We start from the raw sequence: 20,249 nt of genomic DNA on the forward strand, positions 1-20,249 counted from the left end.
GGAGAGGGAACAGCGTCTCTCCCCTGACGGGGGGGAACAGCGCCAACCCCCCCCCCCCCCCCCCCCCCCCCCCCCCCCCCCCCAAACCCCCCCCCCCCCCCCCCCCCCCCCGGTGGCCGACGAAGAACTCGCCGTCACGCCCGTCGTCGCACCAGCCGCAGCAGATCCGCGTTGTGCCGGCGCCGGGCCCAGGCGATCAGGACGAGCGGGACGATCAGGATGAGCGGGGTCGCCGCGTTCTCCCCGTCGAAGTAGGTGAGCTGGACGACGAACGCGCCGACCATCAGCCCGCTCAGCGCCACGGCCGCCACCGACTGCAGGACGGGGATCAACAGGGCGATCCCACCGGCCAGTTCGAGTACTCCGATGACGTACATCCCCGTACTGCCCCACCCCATCTTGTCGAAGCCCTCGACGGCCGAGGGGTGCGCGATCAGCTTGGGAAGGGCGCTCGCGATGACGTAGAAAAGGGCGAGTACGACCTGGAGGGTGCGCAGGGCGATCCGGGCCCGGCGGCCACGGGAGGTCGGGGACTCGGCGATGACGGGCGCGTCGGCGACGGAGGAAGCGGCGGTGCGGGTGGCGGGGACGGTGGTGTCGGACATCGGGCTCTCCTCGGGAAGCGGTCTGTGCTGCTGTCACCGGGATAGACCCACGTCCGCTCAGGAACTCATCGCCGTGCCGGGACCGAATTTCGTCAGGGGGAACCAGCCGCGCCCGATGTACCAGTGCCGGCCGGCCCGCAGGTGGTCACCGACGGCCCGCTCCAGGACCGTCCGCCGCGGCAGGCTGTCCACCGGCAGCTCCGCGTCCCCGAACACGAACTGCAGCGGCTCACTGTCCTCCGGCTGGCTGTCCTCGGGGGCCAGCCGGAAACGCTCCTGGAACCGGACGATGTTGGAGTCCGCGGGCAGGTACTCCTTCAGCTGTGGGTCGAGCAGCCAGGAATGGCACAGCGCCACCTGGTACGGCTCCTCCGGGAAGTGCCGGGGGAAGAACTCGCCGGCCAGGGCGAGCGAGCGGTCGCAGGACTCCGGGGACAGCGGGCCGAGGAAGTCGGGGACGTGGAGGCTGAGGCAGGGCGTGCCGGTGGCGATGTCCGGTCCGGCGGCGGCCAGTGCCCGTCTGTTCCAGGGCCCGTACCGCATCCGCTCGAACTGGAGCCGCCCCAGCTGGTACAGCTCGCCGCGGAAGTGCCGGGTCAGCCAGCGCGGTGACTGCACGCCCGCCTTGCCGTACCGCCTGCGATGTACGGCCATGTTCCGCCCGAGGTCGGCGAGTGTGCGCCGGGAGACGTCGGCCGGGATGCCGCGGGCGCGGTGGTACGCCCGCGCGTGGGGCAGCGCCGCCACGAACACGTAGGCGGGGAAGCAGCGTTGGAGGGCGCCGGCCGGCCAGTCCAGGTCGGGCAGGACGACCGGATCCTCGGCCTCACCCAGGCCCCGGACGAGTTCGTCGACGGAATGCTCCAGGAACCTCCGCAGCTCGGGGTCGTCCATGACCCGTCGGCCCATCCGTACGAGTTCGTTGACGTCCTCGTGCGGCACTGCGAGTTCCACCAGCACCTCGGCCAGTTCGTCGGCGTCCGGAAGCACGCGGTGACCTCCTGTTCGACCCTTTGGTCAGCGTCCGTTCCGAAGAGTACGTTGCAAGGAGGAGCGATGATCCCGATGCGTACGGGCAGTGAGCCGACGACAGCGCGCAGTGCACTGCGGGCGCGGTTCTGGCTGAGCGTGTGGGGGCTGGTCTGGACGGTCTTCGGGACGGCCGCGTTCGCGCTGGCGGGACGGCCCGGGTGGGCCATCGCCTGCGGCGTGTTGTGGCTGGTGATCACCGTCGACACGGCGCTGATCCTCCGGCACATCCGCCAGGGACCGCACTACCAGCCCGGCCCCGGCATCCCGCCGTACCGGCCGCCGGAGGACCGCCCCCGGTAGCCGTGGCACGTCAAGGCGGCCGTCAGGAGTCGAACCGCGCGGCCTTCAGGAACTCCGGCTTCGGGTCCAGCGCTGCCGCCAGCCTGAAGTGGCGCCTGGCCTGGTCGGGCCGAGCCTGTCGCTCGTAGGTGCGAGCGAGCGCGAAGTGGGCGAAGGCGTTGTCCGGCTCGCGCTCCAGGACGATGGTGAACTCCAGCTCGGCGGGCCGCAGTTGCGCGGCCGCGAAGAAGGCACGCGCACGCAGCAGCCGGGCCGCGGTGTTCTCCGGGTGGGCGGCGATGACCTGGTCGAGCAGCTTCACCGCACCCTGCGGATCCCGCGCGGCGAGCAACTGCTCGGCGGCACGGAAATCAATGACATGCGTCTCCGGAGTACGTCCGGTCGAACCGCTGGTCTCGGGCACGGCAGAGTCCTTCCCTCACTGGAAGGGTTCAACGCCCGGACAGGGGGACGCTATTCCTGGGACTCCCGGGGCGGGTCGGGAGAAACGGCCGCATCCGTGCCCTGCGCCGCGCGCGCCCGCCGTACGAGATCCGCCCATACGTCCCGCACGCGAAGCCGCAGCTCCTCCAGGGGGACGTCGTTGTCGATCACGACGTCCGCGATCTCCAGGCGCTTCTCGCGCGTCGCCTGGGCGGCCATACGCGCGCGTGCGTCCTGCTCGGTCATACCGCGCAGGCGGACGAGCCGGTCGAGCTGGGTCTCGGGGCTCGCGTCGACGACGATGACGAGGTCGTAGAGCGGCGCGAGGGCGTTCTCCGCGAGGAGGGGGACGTCGTGCACGACGACAGCGTCCTGCGCCGCGGCGGACTCCAGCTCACGGGAGCGGGCGCCCACCAGCGGATGCACGATCGAGTTCAGTACGGCGAGTCTGTCCGGGTCGGCGAAGACGATCGAGCCCAGTGCGGGCCGGTCCAGACTGCCGTCCTCGGCGAGCACGTCCTCGCCGAAGGCCTCCACGACCGCGGCGAGGCCTGGCGTGCCCGGCGCGACGACCTCGCGCGCGATACGGTCGGCGTCGATCAGGACGGCGCCGTGCTCCACGAGGAGCCTCGACACCTCGCTCTTGCCGGCGCCGATACCGCCGGTCAGGCCCACCTTCAACATGACCGGCAGCCTAGACGTTCCCCGCGGATCAGTTGTCGCCTTCGCGTTCCGCGAGGAAGCGCTCGAACTCTTTCCCGATCTCGTCCGCGGACGGGATGTCCACCGGCTCGGCCAGCATGTTCCCCCGCGTCTCCGATCCCGCCGCCGCGTCGTACTGGTGCTCAAGACCCTGGACGAGGGCCACGAGATCCTCGTCGCCCTCCTGGATCTGGCGGTCGATCTCGGTCTGGGTGCGGTGGGCGTCGGTGCGCAGGGCGTGGGCGATGCCCGGCAGGACCATGCCGGTGGCGGCCGTGATGGCCTCCAGGACGGTCAGGGCCGCGTCCGGGTACGGCGAACGCGCGATGTAGTGCGGCACGTGGGCCGCGACGCCCAGGACGTCGTGACCGGCCTCCATGAGCCGGTACTCGACCAGGGCCTCGGCGCTGCCGGGAACCTGCGCCTCCTCGAAGGGGCTGCGGTGGCCGGGGACGAGGTCGTGGCGGTTGCCGTGCGGGGTGAGACCGACGGGCCGGGTGTGCGGGACCCCCATGGGGATGCCGTGGAAGTTCACGGACAGCCGCACGCCGAGCCGCTCCACGATCTGCTGGACGGCCGCGGCGAAGCGCTCCCACTCGACGTCCGGCTCCGGGCCGGACAGCAGCAGGAAGGGCGCTCCGGTGGCGTCCTGGACGAGCCGCACGTCCAGGGTGGGCTCCTCGTACTCCGTCCAGCGGTCCCGCTTGAAGGTGAGCAGCGGACGGCGGGCTCGGTAGTCCACGAGCCGGTCGTGGTCGAAACGGGCCACGACCTGGTGGGGCAACGTGTCGAGCAGTCGCTCGACGACCTGGTCGCCGGTCTCGCCCGCGTCGATGTATCCGTCGAAGTGGTAGAGCATGACCAGTCCGGCCGACTCCTGGGCGAGCGCCATGTCAACGACGGCGAGGCCCTTGGGCTCCCATGCGTACAAACCCTGCGGATCAAGCACAGTGACCGCTCCTCCTCGTGTTCATACGCTTCAACACGCCCCGGAACAGCGGCATTCCCACCCCGGACCCTGATCAGGCCATCTCTTAGACCCTTTTCATGACGGGGGATGCCGAGAGCACCCCGTTTTTTTGGGGGCGCGGGGAACTGCGCGACAAGCCTCCACCGGCCCGCAGCGAACAACGAATCCGGGCAACACTGAAGGACCGCACCTCGAAAGGTACGGCCCTTCAGTCACCTGCTAACCCTCAGCGGGCAGCGATCAGCTCTGGCCGCCGGCCAGCTTCTCGCGAAGCGCGGCAAGCGCCTCGTCCGACGCCAGCGCACCGGAGGTGTCCGCACCCTCGGAGGAGTACGAGCTGCCACCGCCGCCGGAACCGCCCGCGGCCGGAGCCGCACCCGCAGCGTCGCCGCCCTCGGCCGCAGCAGCGGCGTCGGCCTCGCGGGACTTGATGACCTGCTGCTGGTGCTGCTCGAAGCGGGTCTGCGCCTCGGCGTACTGGGTCTCCCACACCTCACGCTGGGATTCGAAGCCCTCGAGCCAGTCGTTGGTCTCGGGGTCGAAGCCCTCGGGGTAGATGTAGTTGCCCTGGTCGTCGTAGGACGCGGCCATGCCGTAGAGCGTCGGGTCGAACTCGACCGAGGCCGGGTCCCCACCGAAGGCCTCGTTGGCCTGCTTCAGCGAGAGGCTGATGCGACGACGCTCGAGGTCGATGTCGATGACCTTGACGAAGATCTCGTCGTTGACCTGGACGACCTGCTCCGGGATCTCCACGTGGCGCTCGGCCAGCTCGGAGATGTGGACCAGACCCTCGATGCCCTCGTCCACGCGGACGAACGCACCGAACGGAACCAGCTTCGTGACCTTGCCGGGCACGACCTGGCCGATCTGGTGGGTCCGGGCGAACTGCTGCCACGGGTCTTCCTGCGTCGCCTTCAGCGACAGGGAGACACGCTCGCGGTCCATGTCGACGTCGAGAACCTCGACGGTGACTTCCTGGCCGACCTCGACAACCTCGGAGGGGTGGTCGATGTGCTTCCAGGAGAGCTCGGAGACGTGCACGAGACCGTCGACGCCACCCAGGTCCACGAAGGCACCGAAGTTGACGATCGAGGAAACGACGCCGGAGCGGACCTGACCCTTCTGGAGGGTCGTGAGGAACGTCTGACGGACCTCGGACTGGGTCTGCTCGAGCCAGGCACGGCGGGACAGGACCACGTTGTTGCGGTTCTTGTCCAGCTCGATGATCTTGGCCTCGAGCTCCTTGCCCACGTAGGGCTGGAGGTCGCGGACGCGGCGCATCTCGACGAGGGAGGCCGGCAGGAAGCCACGGAGGCCGATGTCGAGGATGAGACCACCCTTGACGACCTCGATGACGGTACCGGTGACGATGCCGTCCTCTTCCTTGATCTTCTCGATGGTGCCCCAGGCGCGCTCGTACTGGGCGCGCTTCTTCGAGAGGATCAGGCGGCCTTCCTTGTCCTCCTTCTGGAGAACAAGGGCTTCGATCTCGTCACCGACGGCGACGACCTCATTGGGGTCGACGTCGTGCTTGATCGAGAGCTCACGGCTCGGGATGACACCTTCGGTCTTGTAACCGATGTCGAGGAGAACTTCGTCCCGGTCAACCTTGACGATGACGCCGTCGACGATGTCACCATCGTTGAAGTACTTGATCGTCTCGTCGATAGCGGCGAGGAATGCTTCCTCGTCACCGATGTCGTTGACCGCAACCTGCGGGGTGGTGGCGGTGGTCTCGGTGCTGCTCGTCATGTGGGAAAGGGCTCCGGTACGGACAGTGAGTCGTAGGTACTGCTACGCCGGGAGCCCGTGTCGCTCTGAAGAAGCCGGACAGCCAAGGAAGCGCCACATTGGAAAAAATCCAGTGACGCCTCGAAAACCGAGGGGACATACGACAGATGCGAGCGCAGCCTGCTACGTCTGAGGCGCGCAGGCCCGCAGCGCAACTTGTAGCATACGGGGGCAGCCGGACAGGGTCAATGCGCGAAGGCGCACACCCGGGGCGGATCGCCGCATACCCGGCACAAGACATGTCTCACGAGGCCACGCGGACCCGATGACGCCCCATGCGTGACGTCGTCGCGACGGGTGCGACGGAAGAGCCCGCACATTAGTACGAGGGAGCCGATCATCCAAGAGCCCGCAGCAGACCAGCAGGCGACCGGGCCGGACGCCGAGTCGGAGGCCACCCGGCGTGACGCCGACGTCACCGAGAGCTCCCGCGCCAACCGTGGCTGGTGGGACCGCAACGCCGACGAATACCAGATCGAGCACGGCACGTTCCTCGGTGACGACCGCTTCGTGTGGGGCCCCGAGGGCCTCGACGAGGTGGAGGCCGAGTTGCTCGGCCCCTCCGAGGACCTCAAGGGCAAGGACGTCCTGGAGATCGGCGCCGGCGCGGCCCAGTGCGCGCGCTGGCTGACCGTGCAGGGCGCCCGCCCGGTCGCCCTCGACATCTCCCACCGCCAGCTCCAGCACGCCCTGCGCATCGGGACGTCCTTCCCCCTGGTGTGCGCCGACGCGGGCGCGCTGCCCTTCGCGGACGGCTCCTTCGACCTGGCCTGCTCGGCGTACGGCGCGATGCCGTTCGTCGCCGACCCGGTGCTGGTCCTGAAGGAGGTGCGCCGCGTGCTGCGCCCGGGCGGCCGCTTCGTCTTCTCGGTCACGCACCCGATCCGCTGGGCCTTCCCTGACGAGCCCGGCCCCGAGGGTCTGACCGTCTCCGCCTCCTACTTCGACCGCACGCCCTACGTCGAGCAGGACGACAGCGGCCACGCGGTGTACGTCGAACACCACCGCACGATCGGCGACCGGGTGCGTGACGTGGTCGCCGGCGGCTTCCGCCTGGTCGACCTGGTCGAACCGGAGTGGCCGGCCTGGAACACCTCGGAGTGGGGCGGCTGGTCCCCGCTGCGCGGGAACCTGATCCCGGGCTCGGCGATCTTCGTCTGCGAACGCGACTGACGTACACGGGCGTTCGGGCGGCCGTACGACACTAGGGGTGTGATCCGTTACGACGCCCTGGACGTCCTTCCCGTACGCGGTGCCCTGTCCGCGCTGAGCGACGCCCTGGAGGCACACGGCACGGCCGTCCTCGTGGCACCGCCCGGCACCGGCAAGACGACCCTCGTGCCGCTGGCGCTGGCGGGCCTGCTGGACGCCGGGGCACCCGCGCGGAAGGTCGTCGTCGCCGAACCCCGCCGGATCGCCGCCCGCGCGGCAGCGCGCCGGATGGCGTGGCTGCTGGGCGAGAAGGTCGGCGGCAGCGTCGGCTACACCGTGCGCGGCGAGCGGGTGGTCGGGCGGCACACGCGTGTGGAGGTCGTCACGACGGGGGTGCTGCTCCAGCGGCTCCAGCGCGACCAGGAACTGGCCGGCGTCGACGTGGTCGTGCTCGACGAGTGCCATGAGCGGCATCTCGACGCGGACACCACGGCGGCCTTCCTCTGGGACGTACGGCAGACCCTGCGCCCGGAGCTGCGCCTGGTGGCGGCGTCCGCGACGACCGACGCGCAGGGGTGGGCGCGGCTGCTGGGCGACGCGCCCGTGGTCGAGGCGGCGGGCGCCTCCCATCCGGTGGAGGTCGTGTGGGCGCCGCCGGCCCGTCCCGTACGGCCGCCGCACGGCCTGCGCGTGGACCCCGCGCTGCTCGCGCACGTGGCGTCGGTCGTACGGCGGGCGCTGGCCGAACGGGACGGGGACGTGCTGTGCTTTTTGCCGGGCGTGGGCGAGATCGCGCGCGTGGCCGGGCAGTTGGGCGCCCTCGGCGACGTGGAGGTGCTCCAGGTCCACGGCCGGGCGCCCGCGGCCGTGCAGGACGCGGTGCTGGCGGGCGGGGAGCGGCGGCGGGTGGTGCTGACGACGTCCGTGGCCGAGTCGTCCCTGACCGTGCCCGGAGTGCGGGTGGTCGTCGACTCGGGGCTGGCGCGGGAGCCGCGCGTCGACCACGCGCGCGGGCTGAGCGCGCTGGCGACGGTACGGGCCTCGCAGGCGGCCGGGCGGCAGCGGGCCGGGCGGGCGGGGCGTGAGGCGTCCGGCGCGGTGTACCGGTGCTGGGCGGAGGCGGAGGACGCCCGGCTGCCGCGGTTCCCGGCGCCGGAGATCAAGGTGGCCGACCTGACGGCGTTCGCGTTGCAGGTGGCCTGCTGGGGCGACCCGGACGCATCCGGCCTCGCTCTGCTGGATCCGCCGCCGGGCGGGGCGATGGCGGCGGCGCGGGAGGTGCTGACGGCCGTCGGAGCGGTGGACGCGGACGGCCGGGCCACCGCGCGGGGCGCACGGCTGGCCCGTCTGGGGCTGCATCCCCGACTGGGGCGAGCGCTGCTGGACACCTCCGGTGCGGGAGCCGAGGTGATCGCGCTGCTGTCGGAGGAGCCGCCCCGGGAGTACGGCGACGACCTGGCGGCCGCCCTGCGGGCAGCTCGGCGTGGCGGCGACTCCTACGCGGGGCGCTGGCGGACGGAGGTGCGGCGCCTGCGGACCGCCTCGGCGGAGTTCACCGGGTCGGCCGCAGGGAGTGACGGTCTCGTGGCCGCGCTCGCCTTTCCCGAACGCGTCGCCAAGGCCGACGGCGGCTCCTATCTCATGGCCTCCGGCACCCGTGCCGAGCTCTCCGACGGCTCCCCGCTGCGAGGAGCACCCTGGATCGCCGTGGCCGTGGCGGACCGTCCCGTCGGGAAGGGGCACGCGCGTGTGCAGCTCGCCGCCGTGATCGACGAGGACACGGCCCGGTCGGCGGCGGCGTCGCTGCACTCCGAGCGGCAGGAGGTGCAGTGGGCCGACGGGGACGTCGTGGCACGGCGGGTGGAGCGGCTCGGCGCGATCGAGCTCGCGGCACGGCCTCTGAGGAACGCCGACCCCGCTCTCGTACGCGAGGCCCTTCTTGAGGGGCTGCGCCAGGAAGGGCTGCGGCTGCTGCGGTGGACGCCCGACGCCGACGTGCTGCGGCAGCGGCTCGCTTTCCTGCACCACCACCTCGGCGACCCGTGGCCCGACGTCAGCGATGACGCGCTCCACGCGCGCGTGGACGAATGGCTGGAGCCGGAGCTGAGCCGCGCCCGGCGACGGGCCGACCTGGCGCGCATCGACGCCGGAGGGGCACTCACGCGCCTCCTCCCCTGGGCCTCGGGAGAGGCCGCACGGCTCGACGAACTGGCACCCGAGCGGGTCGCCGTACCGAGTGGGTCCAGAATCCGGATCGACTACGGCGACCCCGGGCAGCCGGTCCTCGCCGTGAAGCTGCAGGAGATGTTCGGGCTGCAGGAGTCGCCCCGCATCGCCGGCGTTCCGCTGCTCGTGCATCTCCTGTCGCCCGCCGGGCGGCCCGCCGCCGTCACCGCCGACCTCGCCTCCTTCTGGAAGGACGGCTACAAGGGGGTGCGGGCGGAGTTGCGCGGCCGGTATCCGAAGCATCCGTGGCCACAGGATCCGGCGGGCGCCGAGCCGACGCGGTACACCAACGCGCGGCTCAGGCGGTGACCGGTTCGGGCGTCTGCGCCTTCACGGGGACCGGGCGGCGGCTGCGGGCTTCCAGCCACAGCGACAGCGCCAGCAGCAGCACGCCCAGGGTCAGAAAGCCCCAGGGCAGGTAGGAGGTCATGAGGAGGACCAGGGTGCGGTTCGACTTGACCAGGTCGACCGTGTGCCGGATGTAGTCCTCGCGCATCTTCACGTCGCCGGCGAAGACCGTCACCTTGTCGCGGCCGTCGAGCAGGGTGCCGCCGCGCAGCTCCTCCTTGTGGAGTTCCTCACCGTAGACAGGGGCGCCGGTGACGGGTTCGACCCAGAACTTGCGGACCGTGGTGTACCAGCGAGTGGTGCCGGTCTTGGCGATGGTCGCGGGGGTGATCCCCTGGATCGGCATGGTCTTCGGGAAGGGCACCCGGGTCCAGGGGATGGTCTGCTCGAAGTAGTAGACGTCGACGCCGCGGAAGTTCTGGGTGCCCTTGTAGTGGATGGGGGCCGAGGTGCGGGCCTGGGCGTCGAAGTACACGTAGTCCCGCTTCTCCGTCAGGAACGGGAACTTGAACTCGATGCCCTCGCGTTTGACGGGGTCGCCGTCGACCATCTCGCCGGTGGCGTGGACGGGGTCCTGGGTGTGGGCGTCGAAGATGTAGCGCTCGGGGATCTTGGAGACCATCTTGCCGTCGGGGCCGACGACATAGGACAGGCCGTCCCAGACGACGACGTCCTTCCCGGCCGTCTTCTCGATCTTCTCCGAGGCCTCCACGTTGCCCTTGAGGGTCTGCACGATGGTGACCTTGGGGACCTTCTTCGCCTTCATTCCGTCGTTGTAGTCGATGAGGGTCGCGTCCTTGGCCTCCAGGACCATGTCCTGGTACTGGTTCGCGGGGATCTTGGCCAGGCGCGGGAAGGCGTACCAGCGCAGCAGTGGGGACAGCGCCGCGAAGAACACGGCGAGGGCGAGCAGGACCAGGCTGGTCTTGCGGCGCATCTCGGCCTCCCGGGCGGGCGGTTACGGGTGTGCGGGCACCGTGGTCAGCAGTGGTTTCGGAGACGTCTTCCCCGTCGGCTGCCCCATCGCGGTGATGGCGAGGATCAGGGCGAACGCGAGGGCGAGACCGGTCGCGGCGGCGATCAGGGCGCGCATGGCTGCCTCCCTGCCAACAGGAACTGATACATCGTCAGGTCCGGCACCGTAGCAACGGGCGGGCGAGATGAGAACACGCGCGCACCGACGAAGGGCGCCCTGTCCGCCGTGGCGGAGAGGGCGCCCTTCGAGGTGGGTCCGGTGTCTACGAACTCGCGCCGGGGCTGGGCGACGGGCTCGTGGAGGTGTCCGCGGTGGTGTCCGCGGCGGCCGCCGCCACGGTCAGTGTCACGTCCAGCGTCGCTCCGCCGGCGGTGGTGATGCGGAGCACGAAGGTGCCGGTGGTGTCGTCGGCGTAGAGCTGCGGCAGCTTCAGCAGGCCGTCGGCGTCCGTCGTGAGGCCCGTCAGGGTGCGCACGGTCTTGCCGTCGGCGTCCTTGAAGTAGGGGCCCTTGTCGTTCTCGGTGGCGTCGTCGGCGGACTTGATGAGGGTGGCGGTGGCGGCGACCTTGTCGGCCACGGCGCCCTTGTAGGTGGCCTTCACCTGAACCGCGTCGGCGAACTGACCGCTCGGGACGCAGGTCAGATCGGTCGTGGTGGTCCGGGCGAGGGTGTCGGCGACGCGCTGGGTCACGGTGGCCGTGTAGTCCGGGCCGGTGACGGTACGGCCGATGAGGGTCGCGCGGACCGTGAAGGTGCCGGTGGTCTCGCCCGCCTGGAGCGCGGGCGCGGTGGCCACGCCGTTGGCGCCCGTGAGGCCGGTGGCGACCTTCTCGCCGCCGGTGAAGGTGGCGTCGGTGTCGCCGACGATCGTGAAGCGGATCCGGACCTTGGGAACGCCCATGCCTGCGGCGTTCTCCGCCTTGGTGCTGATCCTCCCGGTGAACGCGTCGCCCGCCGTCGCGGTGAGCTTCGCGGTGCCCGAGTCCTCCAGGTGGTCCACCGACTGGGTCGGGGTGACGGGAGTCGTCGGGGCCGGCGAGGTGGGGGTCCCCGAGGGCGGCGGGGTGGTCGGGGGCGGCGTCGGGCTCGGCGAGCCGGTGCCGGGCGTGTTCGGCGTGGACGCACCGGGTGTCGTGGTCGACGGCGTCGAGTGGGACGAGCCGTTGCTGCCGTCGCTGCGGCTGTCCGGGACGGTGCCGGTGCCGTCGGGGACCTCGTAGGTGCCCTTGCGGTAGTACTCCAGCCACGACAGGACCGTGTCCAGGTAGTCCTGCGACGGGTTGTAGCTGAGGATCGCCTTTGCCAGGTCGCCGCTGGTCGACAGGTCCCAGCCGTTGCGGCACAGGTAGTGGCCGGTGGCGAGGGAGGCGTCGTAGATGTTGTTCGGGTCCTTCACCCCGTCGCCGTTGCCGTCGCGGCCGGCCCACGCCCAGGTGGACGGGATGAACTGCATCGGGCCGACGGCCGAGTCGTAGGTGCTGTTGCCGTCGTAGGCACCGTTGTCGGTGTCCTTGATGAGCGCGAAGCCGTTGCCGTCGAGCTGCGGGCCGAGGATCTTGGAGGTCGTGGTGCCGTCCGCGTCGACCCGGCCGCCGCGGGCCTGGCCCGACTCGACCTGGCCGATGGCGGCGAGGAGCTGCCAGGGCAGGTTGCAGCCGGGCTTGGACTCCTGGAGCTCGGCCGCGGCCTTCTTGTACGCGGCGAGGACGGTCGCGGGTATCCCGGCCTCGGCCTCGGTCGGAGTGGTGACGGAGGTGCCGTCGGTCGGCGCGGGGCTCGGGGTGTTCAGCGGCGGCAGGTCCGTGTAGTAGGGCGAGTTGCCGGTCGCGCTGTCGTCACCGGCGGTCGCGTCGGGGGAGGGCTGGGCGTCGGCGGCGGTCGATCTGCCGTTGTCGTCGACCGTCGCCCCCGGGGCCTGGGAAGCGGCCAGTGCCGCGACCGCGGCCGCGGCCACGGCGGTGGTCACCGCTCCCTTGCGGAGCCTCCTGCCGAATTGCGCCGCCATAAGGTGAACCCCTCCCGTGGACGCACGAACGCCCGTCTCCGTCTGTCGCTCTCGTCCAGTTGTGACAGTCGAGCCGCCCTGGAGGTTGCCCCCGTGACGCGCGGTAATTCCTGAGGTGCGCGTTCGATCGAGCTCTCCAGCCCGGTGACCCGTGCGACCCTACGACAACTTCCTTTTCTCGGACACCGGTTCGCGCCCGGTATTCACCGATTGGCCATGTTCGATCGATGCGGGGCCGCGTCGCCCATACTGGGCGGGACCGATCACCCGGGCCGCCACCCGGGCCAACGCCCGTCGCGAGGAGCCCCGTTGCCGTTCACTCTCAGCCACGCGGCGGCGGTACTGCCCGCGGTGCGGTCCGACGGAAGCGGCCGGGGCCGACTGGTTCCGGCCGTACTCGTGGCCGGTTCCTTCTCGCCCGACATGACCTATTTCGCGGCAAGTGCCCTGTCCGGGGCGATGGAGTTCGGCACCGTCACGCACTCCTTCCCGGGCGTCTTCACGGTCGACGTCCTGATCGCCTGGGCCCTGGTGGGCCTGTGGCTGCTGCTGCGTGAGCCGCTGGTGGCCCTGCTGCCACGGCGACTGCAGGGCGGGGTGGCGACCCTGCTGCGCTGTGGAACGCCACGCGCGCGTGTACGTACGGGGCTGGTCGTGCGCTGGTACGTCTCCGCCGCGCTGGGGGCGCTCACCCATGTCGTGTGGGACGCGTTCACCCACTACGACCGGTGGGGGATGCGGCTGCTGCCCTTCCTGGGCCGGGAGGTGGCCGGGTCGCCTCTGTACTGGTATCTCCAGTACGGCAGTTCGGCGGCGGCGGCACTCGTGATCGCCCTCTGCTGCGGGTACGCGCTGCGGCGGGCACCCGCGACGGCCGAGCCGACCGGGGTCCCCGAACTGTCGGTACGGGACCGGTGGTGGGCCGTGGCCGTGATCGGCGGATGCGTGACGGTGGGCGCGGTGCAGCGGGCCTCGCGGTGGTGGGCGCAGCGGGACTCCGGCACGAAGCTCCTGGAACTGATTCCCACGCTCTGTTTCGGAGTCGGGGCCGGGCTCGTGCTCGGAGTGCTGCTGTACGCCGTGGGGGTCAGGCTGTGGCGCCCGGCTCCGGCGTCCGCCGACCGGGAACAGGCTGCTCTTCCGGTCGCTCGCTGACGGTGCCGGCCGCCGCGACGAACACCGTCATCGTGGGCATCGGACGGGACCGGGGTCGCAGGGCGAGCGCCAGGGCCAGATAACCGAGCGCCAGCTCGACCCACAGCCGCGTGCCGGACGGCGCCGCCCTCTCTTCCTCTACGGCGTCCTCGTCATGGCGGGCGAGGCGGTGCCGTAGGCCTGCGGCCCGTGCCCGTGCCCGGTGGAGGAGGATCGCCAGGTCGACGGGGATGCGGGGGGTGCTTGCGGTGGCCGCGTAGGGCGGGACCGGGGGCCGTGTGAACGACGGGGCCTGGTCGGCGTGCGCCTGTGCCGGCGTCCGTGCGGGGGCCGTCCGGCGGTGGAGTATGCGTATACCCATGACCGCATCCTGGCCGGGGGCGGGGCGGGGGGCGTTGTTGTGGCGTCCACGCGAGTGATGCGCCCGACCGCCTGAGAAGCCGCTACGCCAGGTCGCGGGGCGGGTGCGACCCGGTGGGGGCTGGTCGCGCAGTTCCCCGCGCCCCTAAAAGGGCGAGCCCAAGCGACGCAAACCGCGACGAACCGCACACCTGAGAAGCTGCTACGCCAGGTCGCGGGGCGGGTGCGGCCCGGTGGGGGCGGGCGTTTTTGCGCAGTTCCCCGCGCCCCTGGGTGGGGACGGTGGACGCTCCTTTGGACGCGTACGGCGTGCAGGGGGCGGGGTGGGGGGTGTCCGCCCGCAGCGGCCGGCGTCCGGAACCGAGCACTGCTCAAGGAACCGAGCCGCCGGACCGAGGACGGACACCCCCCACCCCGCACCCGACCCACCCACCGAACCGCACGCGACAGGGGCGCGGGGAACTGCGCAAAAAACGCCCGCCCCCACCGAACCCGCACACGCCAAGCCCGCCGCAGGCTAATGCGCTGCCGACTCCCAGTCCGGCCCATCGCCCACCGACACACCCAGCGGCACGTTCAACTGAACCGCAGCCGACATCTCGCGGCGGACGATCTCCTCCGCGGCCTGCCGCTCCCCCGGCGCGATCTCCAGGACGATTTCGTCGTGGACCTGAAGCAGCATCCGTGAGGTGAGCCCGGCCTCACGCAAGGCGTCGTCCACCTTGAGCATGGCGATCTTCACGATGTCCGCCGCGGTGCCCTGAATCGGCGCGTTGAGGGCCATCCGCTCGGCCGCCTCCCGCCGCTGCCGGTTGTCGCTGTTGAGGTCGGGAAGATAGCGCCGACGCCCGAACAGCGTCGCCGTGTACCCCGTGGCCCGCGCCTCGTCGACCGCCCGTCGCAGATAGTCCCGCACTCCGCCGAACCGCTCGAAGTAGGCGTCCATGAGGGCCCGCGCCTCCCCCGCGTCGATGTTCAGCTGCTGTGAGAGCCCGAACGCCGACAGCCCGTACGCGAGCCCGTACGACATCGCCTTGATCTTGCGCCGCATCTCCGCGTCGACGGCGTCGGGCTCGACGGCGAAGACCTGGGAGGCCGCCGTGGTGTGCAGGTCCTCACCCGAGGTGAACGCCTCGATGAGCCCGGCGTCCTCGGACAGATGGGCCATCACCCGCAGCTCGATCTGGCTGTAGTCCGCGGTCATGAGGGACTCGAAGCCCTCACCCACCACGAACCCGCGCCGGATCGCCCGCCCCTCATCGGTACGGACGGGAATGTTCTGGAGGTTCGGATCCGTCGACGACAGCCGGCCTGTCGCCGCCACGGTCTGGTTGAACGTCGTGTGGATACGGCCGTCCGCGGCGACCGTCTTGATCAGGCCCTCCACGGTCACCCGCAGCTTGGCCTGCTCACGGTGCCGGAGCATGATCACCGGCAGTTCGTTGTCCGTCTGGGTCGCCAGCCACGCGAGGGCGTCGGCGTCGGTGGTGTAGCCGGTCTTGGTCTTCTTCGTCTTCGGCAGGCCCAGCTCGCCGAAGAGGACCTCCTGGAGCTGCTTGGGCGAACCGAGGTTGAACTCGTGCCCGGCGGCCGCGTGCGCCTCCTTCACGGCCTGTTGGACGGCGCCCGCGAACATCTGCTCCATGGCCTCCAGGTGGGCCCGGTCGGCCGCGATGCCGTGCCGCTCCATGCGGGCCAGCAGGGCGGAGGAGGGCAGTTCCATGTCACGCAGCAGGTCCGCGGCGCCGACCTCGTCCAGGCGCCCCTGGAAGGCGGTGCCCAGATCGAGGACGGCCCGCGCCTGGATCATCAGCGCCTCGGCCTCGGCCCCGTCGTCCGTGCCGAACGCGAGCTGTCCGTCGACCGCGGCGGCGGGGGCCAGCTCCCGGCCCAGGTACTCCAGCGACAGTGCGTCCAGGTCGAAGGACCGGCGCCCCGGCTTGACCAGGTACGCGGCGAGCGCGGTGTCCATGCCGACGCCGCCGATGCTCCAGCCGTGCTCGGCGAAGACCCGCATCGCGCTCTTGGAGTTGTGCAGCACCTTGGGCCGCTCGGCGTCGGCGAGCCAGGCCGTCCACGCCCTGTCGTCGGCCTCGTCGAGCTGGGACGGGTCGAACCAGGCGGCCGCCCCGCCGGACGCGGCGAGCGCGACCTCGGCGACCGAGCCGGTGCCCAGGCCCCAGGTGTCGACCGTGACGAGACCCAACGGCTGCTGCGTGCCGTGCTCCGCGAGCCACGGCGCCAGCTCGCCGGTGCCGAGGACCGTGCCGTCGACCTCCACGCCCGCCGCGACGACCGGGCTCTCCTCGGCCTCCTCCGCACCCGGGTCGACGGCCAGCAGCCGCTCCCGCAGGGAGGGGTTCCGGATCTCCAGGGTGTCGAGGATCATCGCGAGCGACTTGCGGTCGTACGGGGCGCGCTCCAGCTCGGTGACCGTCTTGGGGAGCTCGACCGTGCGCACCATCTCGGTGAGGCGGCGGTTCAGCTTGACGGCCTCCAGGTGGTCGCGGAGGTTCTGCCCGGCCTTGCCCTTGACCTCCTCGACGCGCTCGACCAGCTCCGCGAACGACCCGAACTGGTTGATCCACTTGGCCGCGGTCTTCTCGCCGACGCCGGGGATGCCCGGGAGGTTGTCGGACGGGTCGCCGCGCAGGGCCGCGAAGTCGGGGTACTGGGCGGGCGTCAACCCGTACTTCTCGAAGACCTTCTCCGGGGTGAACCGGGTCAGCTCCGAGACACCCTTCGTCGGATACAGCACGGTGGTGTGCTCGCTGACCAGCTGGAAGGAGTCGCGGTCACCGGTGACGATCAGCACGTCGAAGCCCGCGGCCTCGGCCTGGGTGGCCAGGGTCGCGATGACGTCGTCGGCCTCGAAGCCGTCGACCGCGAACCGGGAGACCTGCATCGCGTCGAGGACCTCGCCGATCAGCTCGACCTGGCCCTTGAACTCGTCCGGGGTCTTGGACCGGTTGGCCTTGTACTCCGTGAACTCCTCGGAGCGCCAGGTCTTGCGCGACACGTCGAAGGCCACCGCGAAGTGCGTGGGCGCCTCGTCGCGCAGGGTGTTGGCCAGCATCGACGCGAAGCCGTAGATCGCGTTCGTCGGCTGGCCGGTCGCGGTGGTGAAGTTCTCCGCGGGCAGCGCGAAGAACGCGCGATAGGCCAGCGAGTGCCCGTCCATGAGCATCAGGCGCGGACGGCTGCCGCCGGGGCTGTTGTCGGTCTTCTTCGATGCTGTCTCTGCCACGCCCCCGATCCTGCCACGCCCCACTGACAGTCAGCCCCGCCCGCCGCCGACGGCACGCACCGCCGCCGCTCCCCCAGCGCCCGCAAATCCCGTTGTCACCGGCGCGTGCGAGGATCGGAGAGGTACCTCACATGTGTGTGCGAAGGAGAGAGTCCGATGGCCACGAAGCCGCCCAAGGGTGATCCGGTTCAGGACGCTCCTCAGGTCACCGAGCCGAAGCACGCGGCGGCGGGACTGCCCGCCATCGGGCACACCCTGCGCATCGCGCAGCAGCAGATGGGCGTGAAGCGCACCGCCCTGACCCTGCTGCGTGTCAACCAGAAGGACGGCTTCGACTGCCCGGGCTGCGCCTGGCCGGAGCCGGAGCACCGGCACGCGGCGGAGTTCTGTGAGAACGGCGCGAAGGCGGTCGCCGAGGAAGCCACGCTGCGCCGGGTCACCCCGGAGTTCTTCGCCGCGCACCCCGTCGCCGACCTGGCGAACAGGAGCGGCTACTGGCTGGGCCAGCAGGGGCGGCTCACCCACCCCATGTACGTCCCCGAGGGCGGCACGCACTACGAACCGGTCACCTGGGAGCGCGCCTTCGACATCGTGGCCGAGGAGATCGCCGCCCTCGACTCCCCCGACGAGTCCGTCTTCTACACCTCGGGACGCACCAGCAACGAGGCCGCGTTCCTCTACCAGCTCTTCGCCCGCGAGCTCGGCACGAACAACCTGCCGGACTGCTCCAACATGTGCCACGAGTCGTCCGGTTCGGCGCTCAGCGAGACCATCGGCATCGGCAAGGGCAGCGTCCTGCTCGACGACCTGTACCAGGCCGACCTGATCATCGTCGCCGGACAGAACCCCGGGACCAACCACCCCCGCATGCTCTCCGCGCTGGAGAAGGCCAAGGCGAACGGCGCGAGGATCATCAGCGTCAACCCGCTGCCCGAGGCCGGCCTGGAGCGCTTCAAGAACCCGCAGACCCCCCAGGGCATGCTCAAGGGCGCCGCGCTCACCGATCAGTTCCTCCAGATCCGTATCGGCGGCGACCAGGCTCTCTTCCGCCTCCTCAACAAGCTGATCCTCGAGACCGAGGGTGCCGTCGACGAGGCTTTCGTCCGCGAACACACCCACGGCTACGAGGAGTTCGCCGAGGCCGCCCATGCCGCCGACTGGGACGAGACGCTCACCGCGACCGGCCTCACGCGCGCGGAGATCGAGGAAACCCTCGCCATGGTCCTCGCCTCCGAGCGGACCATCGTCTGCTGGGCCATGGGCCTCACCCAGCACAAGCACTCCGTGCCGACCATCCGCGAGGTCGTCAACTTCCTCCTCCTGCGCGGCAACATCGGCCGCACCGGCGCCGGCGTCTGCCCGGTCCGCGGCCACTCCAACGTCCAGGGCGACCGCACCATGGGCATCTTCGAGCGCCCCGCGCCCGCCTTCCTGGACGCCCTGGAGAAGGAGTTCGGCTTCGCCCCGCCGCGCGAGCACGGCTTCGACGTCGTGCGCGCCATCCGCGCCCTGCGCGACGGGGAGGCCAAGGTGTTCTTCGCCATGGGCGGCAACTTCGTCTCCGCCTCCCCCGACACCGACGTCACCGAGGCCGCCATGCGGCGCGCCCGCCTCACCGTGCACGTGTCGACCAAGCTCAACCGCTCGCACGCGGTCACGGGCGCGCGTGCCCTGATCCTGCCGACCCTCGGCCGCACCGAGCGCGACCTCCAGGGCAGCGGCGAGCAGTTCGTGACCGTCGAGGACTCCATGGGCATGGTGCACGCCTCCCGCGGCCGCCTGGAGCCCGCCGGCGGACAGCTGCTGTCCGAGCCGGCCATCGTGTGCCGGCTGGCCCGCCGGGTCCTGGGCGAGAACAGCCGCACGCCCTGGGAGGAGTTCGAGAAGGACTACGCCACCGTCCGCGACCGCATCGCCCGCGTCATCCCCGGCTTCGAGGACTTCAACGCGCGCGTGGCGCAGCCCGGCGGCTTCACCCTGCCGCACGCCCCGCGCGACGAACGCCGCTTCCCCACCGCCACCGGCAAGGCCAACTTCACCGCAGCGCCCGTCGAGTACCCCGCACTGCCCGAGGGCCGCCTGCTGCTGCAGACGCTGCGCTCGCACGACCAGTACAACACCACGATCTACGGCCTCGACGACCGCTACCGGGGCATCAAGAACGGCCGCCGGGTCGTCCTGGTCAACCCCGAGGACGCGGGAAAGCTCAAGCTCGCCGACGGCTCGTACGTCGACCTCGTCAGCGAGTGGAAGGACGGAGTGGAGCGGCGGGCGCCCGGGTTCCGGGTCGTGCACTACCCGACGGCACGGGGCTGCGCGGCCGCGTACTACCCCGAGACCAACGTCCTCGTACCGCTGGACGCCACCGCCGACACCAGCAACACCCCGGCCAGCAAGTCCGTCGTCGTACGTCTGGAACAATCGGCAACCGACTGAGCGTTTGCTCAGCGCAGGCAGTCGTAGCGACCCGGACGAACGGAGCCCGCCCCATGGGTGAGCAGCAGCACGCCACGTTTCCCCAAGAGGTCATCGACGAGTACGCGGCGCTCGGCGTCGACCTCGTCGCCATGTTCTCGGCCGGACACCTGGGCACCCGCATGGGCGTCCAGATCATCGAGGCCTCCGCCGACCGGGTCGTCGGCACCATGCCCGTCGAGGGCAACACCCAGCCGTACGGCCTCCTGCACGGCGGCGCCTCGGCCGTACTCGCCGAGACCCTCGGATCCGTCGGCTCCATGCTGCACGCCGGAAGCTCGAAGATCGCCGTCGGCGTCGACCTGAACTGCACCCACCACCGCGGAGCCCGCTCGGGACTCGTGACCGGAGTGGCCACACCCGTGCACCGCGGCCGGTCCACCGCCACCTACGAGATCGTCATCAGCGACGAGGAAGGACGACGGGTCTGCACCGCCCGCCTGACCTGCCTGCTGCGGGACGCCCCCGCACGCTGACCGCAC

17 protein-coding genes are annotated in these 20,249 nt (G+C 71.0%); 6 read left to right on the plus strand and 11 right to left on the minus strand.

Features of this window, described 5'->3' with window-relative positions:
- Positions 1–134: 134 nt before the first annotated feature.
- Complete coding sequence (locus tag ACZ48Z_RS21500; RefSeq protein ID WP_468737458.1) at positions 135–605, minus strand: DoxX family protein; 471 nt, start codon at positions 603–605, stop codon at positions 135–137.
- 57 nt (positions 606–662) lie between these two features.
- Positions 663–1,595 (minus strand): acyltransferase domain-containing protein, encoded by a 933-nt coding sequence (locus ACZ48Z_RS21505; RefSeq protein WP_468737459.1) that lies wholly within the window; start codon positions 1,593–1,595, stop codon positions 663–665.
- A 66-nt stretch (positions 1,596–1,661) separates the two neighbouring features.
- Between ACZ48Z_RS21505 and ACZ48Z_RS21510 the strand changes: the two genes are divergently transcribed.
- Positions 1,662–1,937, plus strand: coding sequence for a DUF6343 family protein (locus tag ACZ48Z_RS21510; protein ID WP_468737460.1), 276 nt, complete (start codon positions 1,662–1,664; stop codon positions 1,935–1,937).
- Positions 1,938–1,959: 22 nt separating this feature from the next.
- Here the strand turns inward: ACZ48Z_RS21510 and ACZ48Z_RS21515 are convergent, their stop codons facing one another.
- The 4 genes from ACZ48Z_RS21515 to rpsA all read right to left on the minus strand — a co-directional run bounded on the left by ACZ48Z_RS21515 (position 1,960) and on the right by rpsA (position 5,784).
- Positions 1,960–2,340, minus strand: a complete 381-nt coding sequence (locus ACZ48Z_RS21515) for a tetratricopeptide repeat protein (RefSeq protein ID WP_468737461.1) — start codon at positions 2,338–2,340, stop codon at positions 1,960–1,962.
- A 50-nt stretch (positions 2,341–2,390) separates the two neighbouring features.
- Positions 2,391–3,044 carry a dephospho-CoA kinase gene (gene coaE, locus ACZ48Z_RS21520; RefSeq protein WP_468737462.1) on the minus strand — a complete coding sequence of 218 codons (654 nt, stop codon included), beginning with the start codon at positions 3,042–3,044 and terminating at the stop codon, positions 2,391–2,393.
- Positions 3,045–3,072: 28 nt separating this feature from the next.
- Positions 3,073–4,011 (minus strand): PAC2 family protein, encoded by a 939-nt coding sequence (locus ACZ48Z_RS21525; RefSeq protein WP_468737463.1) that lies wholly within the window; start codon positions 4,009–4,011, stop codon positions 3,073–3,075.
- Between the two features lie 261 nt (positions 4,012–4,272).
- Positions 4,273–5,784 (minus strand): 30S ribosomal protein S1, encoded by a 1,512-nt coding sequence (rpsA, locus tag ACZ48Z_RS21530; RefSeq protein ID WP_468737464.1) that lies wholly within the window; start codon positions 5,782–5,784, stop codon positions 4,273–4,275.
- A 318-nt stretch (positions 5,785–6,102) separates the two neighbouring features.
- Here rpsA and ACZ48Z_RS21535 point away from each other — a divergent pair, with 318 nt between their 5' ends.
- Positions 6,103–6,996: a class I SAM-dependent methyltransferase gene (locus ACZ48Z_RS21535; protein ID WP_468737465.1), complete on the plus strand. Its 894-nt coding sequence runs from the start codon at positions 6,103–6,105 to the stop codon at positions 6,994–6,996.
- Positions 6,997–7,035: 39 nt separating this feature from the next.
- A complete protein-coding gene (gene hrpB, locus ACZ48Z_RS21540; protein WP_468737466.1) occupies positions 7,036–9,510 on the plus strand; it encodes an ATP-dependent helicase HrpB in 2,475 nt (824 codons plus the stop codon).
- On the opposite strand, the gene pgfA is transcribed toward hrpB, so the two are convergent.
- The 3 genes from pgfA to ACZ48Z_RS21555 all read right to left on the minus strand — a co-directional run bounded on the left by pgfA (position 9,500) and on the right by ACZ48Z_RS21555 (position 12,530).
- Positions 9,500–10,486: a cell envelope lipid trafficking protein PgfA gene (gene pgfA / locus ACZ48Z_RS21545; protein ID WP_468737467.1), complete on the minus strand. Its 987-nt coding sequence runs from the start codon at positions 10,484–10,486 to the stop codon at positions 9,500–9,502. The genes hrpB and pgfA overlap by 11 nt on opposite strands.
- A gap of 21 nt (positions 10,487–10,507) precedes the next feature.
- Positions 10,508–10,642, minus strand: a complete 135-nt coding sequence (locus ACZ48Z_RS21550) for an SPW_0924 family protein (RefSeq protein ID WP_389108751.1) — start codon at positions 10,640–10,642, stop codon at positions 10,508–10,510.
- 145 nt (positions 10,643–10,787) lie between these two features.
- The gene (locus ACZ48Z_RS21555) at positions 10,788–12,530 is read right to left on the minus strand and encodes a lytic transglycosylase domain-containing protein (RefSeq protein WP_468737468.1); all 1,743 of its coding nucleotides are present in this window, start codon (positions 12,528–12,530) and stop codon (positions 10,788–10,790) included.
- A 309-nt stretch (positions 12,531–12,839) separates the two neighbouring features.
- Between ACZ48Z_RS21555 and ACZ48Z_RS21560 the strand changes: the two genes are divergently transcribed.
- On the plus strand, positions 12,840–13,685 hold the full coding sequence (locus tag ACZ48Z_RS21560; protein ID WP_468737469.1) for a DUF4184 family protein: 846 nt from the start codon (positions 12,840–12,842) through the stop codon (positions 13,683–13,685).
- Here the strand turns inward: ACZ48Z_RS21560 and ACZ48Z_RS21565 are convergent.
- Positions 13,618–14,046 carry a hypothetical protein gene (locus ACZ48Z_RS21565; protein WP_468737470.1) on the minus strand — a complete coding sequence of 143 codons (429 nt, stop codon included), beginning with the start codon at positions 14,044–14,046 and terminating at the stop codon, positions 13,618–13,620. The two genes, ACZ48Z_RS21560 and ACZ48Z_RS21565, sit on opposite strands and share 68 nt — an antisense overlap.
- A 516-nt stretch (positions 14,047–14,562) precedes the next feature.
- Positions 14,563–17,292: a DNA polymerase I gene (gene polA / locus ACZ48Z_RS21570; protein ID WP_468737471.1), complete on the minus strand. Its 2,730-nt coding sequence runs from the start codon at positions 17,290–17,292 to the stop codon at positions 14,563–14,565.
- 156 nt (positions 17,293–17,448) lie between these two features.
- Here polA and ACZ48Z_RS21575 point away from each other — a divergent pair, with 156 nt between their 5' ends.
- Both ACZ48Z_RS21575 and ACZ48Z_RS21580 read left to right on the plus strand, forming a co-directional pair.
- Positions 17,449–19,728, plus strand: coding sequence for an FdhF/YdeP family oxidoreductase (locus ACZ48Z_RS21575; protein ID WP_468737472.1), 2,280 nt, complete (start codon positions 17,449–17,451; stop codon positions 19,726–19,728).
- A 53-nt stretch (positions 19,729–19,781) separates the two neighbouring features.
- Positions 19,782–20,243 carry a PaaI family thioesterase gene (locus ACZ48Z_RS21580; RefSeq protein WP_468737473.1) on the plus strand — a complete coding sequence of 154 codons (462 nt, stop codon included), beginning with the start codon at positions 19,782–19,784 and terminating at the stop codon, positions 20,241–20,243.
- The last annotated feature ends 6 nt before the right edge of the window (positions 20,244–20,249 follow it).

This window comes from Streptomyces sp. NPDC031225, from assembly GCF_055570355.1.